Raw genomic sequence first — 7,678 nt, 5'->3', positions numbered from 1 at the left:
AATGGCCATCTGCCGGCGATACGTTGCGCTGGCACTGGCTGAAGCCGACTTCAGCGACGTGACCGCGCTGGCCATCGACGAGACCTCGCGTGCTCGCGGCCACGACTACATCACGCTGGCGGCCGATGCCGTCAAGCGCCGTGTGCTCAGCGTGACCGCCGGGCGCGATGCCAAGGCTATTGCCACCATCGCTGCCGTACTCACTGAGCATGGCTGCCCGCCCGAGCAGATCGAGTCGGTGAGCATCGACATGTCGCCGGCGTTCATCAAGGGCGTTGGCGAGCAGTTGCCCAACGCGCGCATCACCTTCGACAAGTTCCACGTCGTCTGGCATGCCAACGCCGCAGTGGACAAGATGCGGCGCATCGAGCAGCGCAGCGACAAGTCCCTCAAAGGCATGCGCTGGTCGCTGCTCAAGGACCGTGACCGCCTCAAGCCCGAGGCCGTGGTGGAACTCGACGCCTTGATTGCCCGGATGGCGAGCGTGCGCACGGCGCGGGCCTGGGTTTACAAGGAGCAGTTGCGCGAGATCCTGGAGCGCAAGCAGATCAACGTCGTTCGCGCCATGCTGCTGCACTGGTGCTGCTGCGTCATGCGCTCCAAGGTCGAGCCCATGAAGGACGTGGCCGCCATGGTCCGCCGTCATCTTGAGGGCATCGTGGCCTGGGCGCAGACCCGCCAGACCAACGGCTTCCTGGAGGCCCTCAACGGCTTGTTCCAGGCCGCCAAGCGCCGCGCCCGAGGCTTCACCCGCATGGCCACCATCAAGACCGTGATTTTCCTGATCGCCGGCAAGCTGGACTTCAGCGCGGTCAATCCTCATGCCCGGCAACCCACTTGAATTTCAAGAGAGCCTAATCATGCGACCGGCGGTGGACCAGACTGCTCGAGAGACAGGAAACCGTGGCCAGATAGTGTTCGTTGCCTGGCTCAGTAATGCCTTCACATACTGCAATTTCTTCATGTACGGCACGGCCGCTGCGCTGGTGTTTGGCCCCGTCTTCTTCGATCACTTGGACGCCGGGTGGCGTGAGGTAGCAGCCCTGGGGACCTTTGGCGCTGGCTACATCGCCCGGCCACTCGGTGCTCTAGTCCTGGGTCATGTCGGGGATCGATTTGGCCGGGACAAGGCACTGGGCCTGTCGCTGGTCCTCATGGGTGTGTCCACTGTCCTGATCGGTGTTCTACCTTCTTACGCGGTGGCAGGAGTAGCCGCGCCCGTGGGGCTTGTGCTGTTGAGGCTGGTACAAGGTTTTGCTATTCCGGGCGCGCACGCGGGCACGTTCTCGATAGCGATCGAATCCGCACCTTCGAAGCGGCGCGCCCTGTTCGCCAGCTTCGCCATCAGTGGCACGGCGTTTGGTTTCATTGCGGCCACGCTAGTGTTCATTCCTGTCATGGCCCTTCCCCACGACCAACTGCCCTCATGGGGATGGCGAATTCCATTTTTCCTTGGAGCCGCAACGCTGTGGCTAGGATGCCGGATGGGCTTCTCAACGCCGGAGTTACGGATCTTTGAGCATGAGCGCAACCGCGTTCGGGTCGAGCGTATCCCGGGGCTGGAGTTGCTCCGAGCGCACAAGCGCGCTGTCCTGCGCGTGGGCATGGCGGCCCTGGTGGCGACGGTGAGTTCTGTGTCCAGCTTCTTCGTGCTGTCCCAGGCTGTGAATGGTAGTGGTGTGCCAGCTGCCACGATGTTGAGCATGCTTGTGATAAGCAGCTTCATCGCAATGTTCACCACGCCAGCTTGGGCTTGGGTGGCTGATCAGGTCGGCCGTCGCCCGGTCTTCATGGCTGGGGCCATTGGCTCGGCGACCTTGACTTGGCCACTACTCTGGGCAGTCGACCAAGCAAACGTTGCCTTGATATTCATCTTCGGCATCCTGCAAAACAGTCTGGCCTACAGCGCATCCAACGGCGTCGCGCCCTCGCTTTATGCAGAAATGTTCCCCGCGCACGTCCGTGTCTCCGGGACAGCCTTCGGCATCCAGATCGGCTTGCTCGCCGCGGGCATGGGCCCTGGCCTGAGTGCCGTCCTGATGCAGCACGAATCTCTTGGCTGGATGTCAGTTGCCAGCTTCGTGACTGTTGTCTGTGTCGTGGCGACCTTGGCTGCTTGGAGCGCCCAGGAAACCGTTGATGTTTCCATGGACCGTCTGGATGAACGGTAGATCGCAACGTTTATCTTCAACCACCGTGCAAGTGCTGGTGGAACCGAGCCTATCGGTGCCAATCGTCAGCCGCAATACAACGACCGGCTCGGCTGCTTGTTGGATAGACCTTGTTCATGTCACGCATGCCGTAGAGGTGAGTAATCATCGAACCGACCGCCGATTTAAGTTAGGCATTGCCCCGTCCCCGGCTCGAAGTCTCGGGTCTCCATAATGGATTGCGGAAGAGAGTTCAAATGGTGCAGCGCAGAACCGTACTGGGATCGCAAGCTAAGCAAATCACCAATACTTTAGGCCGTCCTGTCCTGGAAACACCCAGAGGCTGGACAGGCCCGCAACTGGAGCACATCGAGATACCGGTGGACGCGGAATGCGGTCCGCAATGTGCCGGAATGCCCATGGTGTTTACCTCGCGGATAGCAGTGGGGCAGCGTTGGTACAGGTCCAATGGGCTCACCCGGGAACTGCCCTGCGCGCCTGGCTTGGACCTGATCGGCAGCAGCTACGAGAGGGACCATGCGCAGTGGCGTTGCGAGCCGGGCGGATCGTCTGTCTGCCTTCGTTTGCCACCCTCGATCGTCTCGAAGTACCTTCGGGAAGAGGGGTTGCATTTCGACTTGGAGTCGAAATTCTGCGTCCAGGACGAGGTGCTGTCGGACCTGGTGTTTCGCCTTGCAGACGAGTTGCGGGCCGGTTTGCCTAACGGCCTGCTCTTTGCCGAAGGCTTGTGCCTGTCCACGTTGGCTTGGCTTCAGCGGCATCATGCGGCTCGGCCGGTATCCCAGCCTCCGGCTAGAAAGATGTCGCTGACCCAGCAGTCCAGATTGAAGGACCTCATCGCAAGCAACCTTGGCGAAGAACTGAGCGTCGTGCAGATGGCGGCGGCCGTGGGGTTGAGCGTCAGTCACTTTTCGGTTCTTTTTCGCCACACTTTCGGTGTGCCTCCTCACCGCTATGTCTTGCAGCAACGGCTCGACTGCGCGGCACAGCTGATGCGCGTTGAGCCTCAGCGCTCGATTACTGACATCGCCATGTCCCTGGGCTTTTCCAGCCAGGCACACCTCTCCAGTGCCTTCAAGTGCCACACTGGACAGTCGCCCTCGCAATGGCGCTTGCAGTGAACACCCATCTGATCGTTATAAGGCGTTGAACAGCGGGTGCTGGACTGGAGGGCGTTGCAACAAGACCATGGTCGCATGAACGCTGCAGGCGAAGGCGTCGGCGACGCCTTCACCGTTCGACTACATCACTTCAAAGTGCAGTTTGGCGTCGAGGAGCCAGTCACCGGGTCGCACCACATCTGCTTGCCAGGCGCGTAATTTGCCAAGCCTCGCCAAGCCGTCACGTCACTGACCCCGGAGGGAAGGTCAGCCCGCACCCAGGACGATTCGGCGGTCATGTCACCGAAGCCGCCGTACTTGACCATTGACGGGTAAGGGTAGGCCGGTCGCGTCTGCAAAGGCGTTGTCGAACCGGGCGTGGTGTGGCGGACAGAAATCTTGCCCGGCGCAGTCCCCTTCTCGACCCAATCAAGCATCGGGCTGAGGAAGTCGCTGTTGCCGCTGCAATGCCCGATGCCGGGCACCATGTACAGCGTCATGAATTTCGAGGCGGCATCCACACCCATTTGGTTGCGCACAGCGGTCCAGTAATTCAACGACATGTAAGGTGAGGCACCACCATCGGCCCAACCGTGCCAGATGATGAGCTTGCCACCGCGTGCAGCGAACCTGCTCAGGTCAGGATTGGTCGGGTCGTAGAGGTTCGACAGCGGCGTCAGCTTGTTCCAGCCCGCCAGTGAAAACTCCATGTTCGCCCATGTGATACCAGTACCAGAGCCCCAGTTCGACATGTAGTTGGGGAAGTCGTCCGCCCAGTCACCTTCGCCCCTTGCCGTGGGCGTTCCCGCGGGCACCGCCGAGGCAAGTCCAGCTTCGCTGCCCAGGGGCATGTTTCCAGCCGACATCCGCACGCCGTACTCGTCCACCGGACCGTACCAGAACTTGCGCACCACGTCGGCCTGCGCCGAGGTCAGGCAGTTGTCCGTCTCCGGCCCATTGCCGCACATCAAGCTCGCCAAGATCTCTTCCTTGCGGTCCTCACACAAGCGGGGATCCTGGACCAGCCCTCCCTCGTCGCCGCAGAACTGCTTGACCCGTGCGGCCAAGGCCGGACGCTTGGCAGCCGTGAAAATCGGGAAGCCGCTGGCATCCGAGTTCACGCGAACATTCCAGCCGTGATAGAAGGTGTTAGTTGCAACTTCATCAATTACCGGAGCGGAAACGACAACACCGTCGTAGTCCTCAGGATAGCGCTGCACCTCATGCAGGCCTTCTCGTCCACCGTCAGAGCAACCGACGTAGTACGAGCGCTTCGGTTCCTGACCGTAGTACGCCTTGACCAGAGCCTTGGACAGCACCGTCGCTCGGTGCATGCCGAGATAGGCGAAGTCGATCGTGGCGGTAGGGTTGTCTTTTGCCCAAGAGCCGTCAGCAAACTTGATAGGGGATCGCGTGTGTCCGAGGTCCGACGATGCGATGACCATCTGGTTGTTTTCACGCGGCATGCAGCCACTGGTCTGGAACGTCTGGGACGTCGTCGGGTTGTTTACCCCACCACAGTAGCCGCCGCACCCAGCCATCAGGAAGCGTTGTGTCCAGCCTTCGATAGGCAGGGCCACTTGGTAGTTTTGGCGGCCGCTGATGGTGCCTTTGACAACGCAATTCTTGCCGTCCACCACCGCACTGGTAACTGTGGCCGGCGCTTCGGCCAGGGTGCTGAAGTCTTGTTTGGCCATGTCAGCACAGGCAACGATCGGGTTGACCGGCGTCATGACCAAGGGTTGCTCCGGAGTAGCAGGCGTGGTCGGTGTAGAAGGCGTGGTGGTACCGTCACCGTCGCTGCCGCCACAGGCGACCAAGGAGCCGGTGACCGCCATGGCGACAGCCAAGCTGATGGCTGATTTTTGATAGAACACTTTCAAGGTTGTCTCCTGAAGATTAATAGCCGCGCTGCGTCGCACGGAGCATTGACGACTCAGCGTCGCAGATGCCAAGCCGGTGGGTTCTGTCTACCCCGTGCGTCTTCGACCTAGCGATCCCGAAACGGTGCCGCGGCCTGTTCACGTAGCGTGCAGGGCAGCCTAAAACCCTCGGCGACAAGCGTCATTCAGTAAGCGACGGGCGCGTACGAATTCCTTCGAATTTTTGACAAGCCGCTGGAAAGATCAGCGTGCAGGAATCTGGACGAGTGCGCCAGAACGCCAGCGGGAGCGGCCGCTATCGGAGGAAATACATCTCTCCTGCGTATTTCGGCGCGACGTGATCGCCCGTTTCGTGAGCGTCCGGTCCTCCCACCGCTTTGATCGCAGTGCGCTGGAGCACCGCCTGGTCGAACTGCCGGCTGAGATCGAGCGCGAAGCGGTCCTCACGGCCGCACGCTACGCGCGGCTGTTCGCCGTGGCCGTGAGCTGTCTTGTGCCGGGGGCAGGCACGCGTGCGTTGAGAGTCGGCCGCGGTCAAGGGTAGTCGAACGAGATACGCAGCCCGGCCACGGCCTCCATGACGCCACGGGCACGGGGCAGTGGGGTGTAGGTGGCGGCACCGAGCCTGACGCCGGCCCGGTCGAACACCACCACGGCTTGGCGGTCGTTGAGATGGCGCGACATGTAGAGAATGCCGTCCACCTGCTGTGGGTGGCGGTGCACGGCCATGGCCCACGACTGCGCAAGGCGGTACGGCGTGATGGTGGACAGGGACCCTTCGCCGCCCAACGTCTTGAGCGCCACTCCGGTGAGTGCGTATTCCGCGCCATCCCGGACGGCGTTCCGCGCTGATGGCGGGCAGCATTCCGCTGTGATGGCGGACACCGTTCCACGTTGATGGCGGACAGCGTTCCATCGTGATCGCGGACACCGGCGCGGTGTTCTGAGTGACCCAACGCGGCATAGGCTGGCCGGTTTTTGACCGGAGAGCCGATGCCCACACCAAGGGTCCTCATGAGCAAGATCAGACGAGCACTACAACTACTGGCCGACTCCGGCCTAAGCACGCGGCAGGTGGCCGCGGTGCTGGGCATCAGCAAGTCCACCGTCAGCGAGATCGCGCTGTACGCGCGCACCGCGGGCATCGACTGGCCATTGGCCAGCAGCCTCAGCGACGAGGAGCTGCAGGCGCGGCTGTACCCGCCGCCACGCCCGCGCAGCTTGCACCGGCACGAGCCCGACTACGCGCAGCTGCACCAGGAGCTCAAGCGCCCGGGCGTGACGCTGCAGCTGCTGTGGGAGGAATACCGCGAGCGCTGCGGCGAGCAGGCCTACCGCTACAGCGCCTACTGCGAGAAGTACCGCGCCTGGGCCAAGAAGCTCAAGCGTTCTATGCGCCAGGTGCATCCGGCCGGCGAGCGGCTGTTCGTGGACTACGCCGGGCAGACGGTGCCGCTGGTCGATGCGCTGACGGGCGAGATCCGGCGCGCCCAGGTGTTCGTGGCGGTGCTAGGCGCGTCGAACTACACCTTCGCCTGCGCCACGCCGCAGCAGACGGCGGCCGACTGGGTGGGCGCCATCATCGCGGCGCTGGAGTTCATCGGCGGCGTGCCGCGGTTGCTGGTGCCCGACCAGCCGCGTGCGCTGATCGCCAACCCCGACGCCTACGAGCCCGTGACCGCCCGGCTGATGCAGGAGATGGGCGAGCACTACGGCGTCGCGGTGCTGCCCGCGCGCCCGGGGCGGCCACAGGACAAGGCGTAGGCTTCATGATGCACCTTGTTCAGTTCGTTGAACAGGAATGAGATGCACGGGGCGCGAGCGGTACTGACCGCCCACGTCGTGCACGACTTGGATGTCACCCGGCGGCTCATAGAGACGCTGGCGCTTGCTGCCGTAGACGTGGCACTTGAGCCACCCCTGGCGAGCCAGCGTATTGATCATGTCGACGGCTACCCCCAACTGCTTGGCGACCTCGGCGCTGGTCAGCATTCCGCGCTCTCGCAGTCGGGCATAGCGGCCTTTGAGTCCATAGGCATGGCAGACCGCGTTGATCTTCTTCTTCGTGAAGAGGTCGCCACGCCAGTTGCGATGTCCAAGCTCGTTGAGCTTGGTGGCGATCTCCTCGTAGCTGGATGTCTCCAGTAGGTCGTCGATGACTTGAACGACGTGCGCCTGGGTCTTGCGAATCTGCGCTATCGGCGGTGCCTTGAGCACCTGCAGGCTCTGTGTGCGGCCACCGCGCCAGCGAATGCTCAAGTTGACCTGCTTGCCAGATACCAGCGTGATGTCCTCGATGAGCAGCCCCAGCATTCGCTTGCGCTCCACGGCGCTCGTGCGTGGGTCCATCCAGAGGCGTGGGAAGTCCCGAGCCAGATCGACGATCCGCTGGCGCGAGGGCTCCTGCAGCAGGGCTTGGTCGGCTGCCTGCCGGCGTTCGTGTTCTTGCTGCAGCGTGTCGAGTTGGCGCAGCCGCGCGTTCCAGTCGGCCTCCAGCGCATCGGCCACCAGCCGGTTGTCCGGA

General features: G+C 62.6%; 6 protein-coding genes and 1 pseudogene. 4 read left to right on the top strand and 3 right to left on the bottom strand.

Annotated elements, in window-relative coordinates; all coding sequences use genetic code 11:
* The 3 genes from ALA01S_RS29770 to ALA01S_RS29760 all read left to right on the top strand — a co-directional run.
* On the top strand, window positions 1-841 hold an 841-nt coding region (locus ALA01S_RS29770; RefSeq protein WP_066343157.1), incomplete at its 5' end, for an ISL3 family transposase.
* Window positions 822-2,171 carry an MFS transporter gene (locus ALA01S_RS29765; protein WP_084268084.1) on the top strand — a complete coding sequence of 450 codons (1,350 nt, stop codon included), beginning with the start codon at window positions 822-824 and terminating at the stop codon, window positions 2,169-2,171. The genes ALA01S_RS29770 and ALA01S_RS29765, both read left to right, overlap by 20 nt.
* Window positions 2,172-2,407: 236 nt before the next feature.
* Entirely contained in the window at window positions 2,408-3,292 is an 885-nt protein-coding gene (locus tag ALA01S_RS29760) for a helix-turn-helix transcriptional regulator (RefSeq protein ID WP_084268083.1), read from the top strand.
* Window positions 3,293-3,417: 125 nt separating this feature from the next.
* On the opposite strand, the gene ALA01S_RS29755 is transcribed toward ALA01S_RS29760, so the two are convergent.
* Together ALA01S_RS29755 and ALA01S_RS29745 are read right to left on the bottom strand one after the other, a co-directional pair.
* Window positions 3,418-5,148 (bottom strand): tannase/feruloyl esterase family alpha/beta hydrolase, encoded by a 1,731-nt coding sequence (locus ALA01S_RS29755; protein WP_238456013.1) that lies wholly within the window; start codon window positions 5,146-5,148, stop codon window positions 3,418-3,420.
* A gap of 540 nt (window positions 5,149-5,688) precedes the next feature.
* A complete protein-coding gene (locus ALA01S_RS29745) occupies window positions 5,689-5,958 on the bottom strand; it encodes an RES domain-containing protein (protein WP_066343147.1) in 270 nt (89 codons plus the stop codon).
* Window positions 5,959-6,168: 210 nt separating this feature from the next.
* On the opposite strand from ALA01S_RS29745, the gene istA reads away from it, so the two are divergent.
* Complete coding sequence (gene istA / locus ALA01S_RS29740) at window positions 6,169-6,918, top strand: IS21 family transposase (RefSeq protein WP_238456012.1); 750 nt, start codon at window positions 6,169-6,171, stop codon at window positions 6,916-6,918.
* A gap of 3 nt (window positions 6,919-6,921) precedes the next feature.
* Here the strand turns inward: istA and ALA01S_RS34200 are convergent.
* Window positions 6,922-7,678: pseudogene (locus tag ALA01S_RS34200) on the bottom strand (recombinase family protein); the annotation flags it as partial.

It is taken from the genome of Azohydromonas lata NBRC 102462 (genome assembly GCF_001571085.1).
Lineage (GTDB): Bacteria > Pseudomonadota > Gammaproteobacteria > Burkholderiales > Burkholderiaceae_C > Azohydromonas > Azohydromonas lata.
Note: the sequence above shows the minus strand (reverse complement) of the source record. Positions and strands in the feature narration are given on the sequence as shown.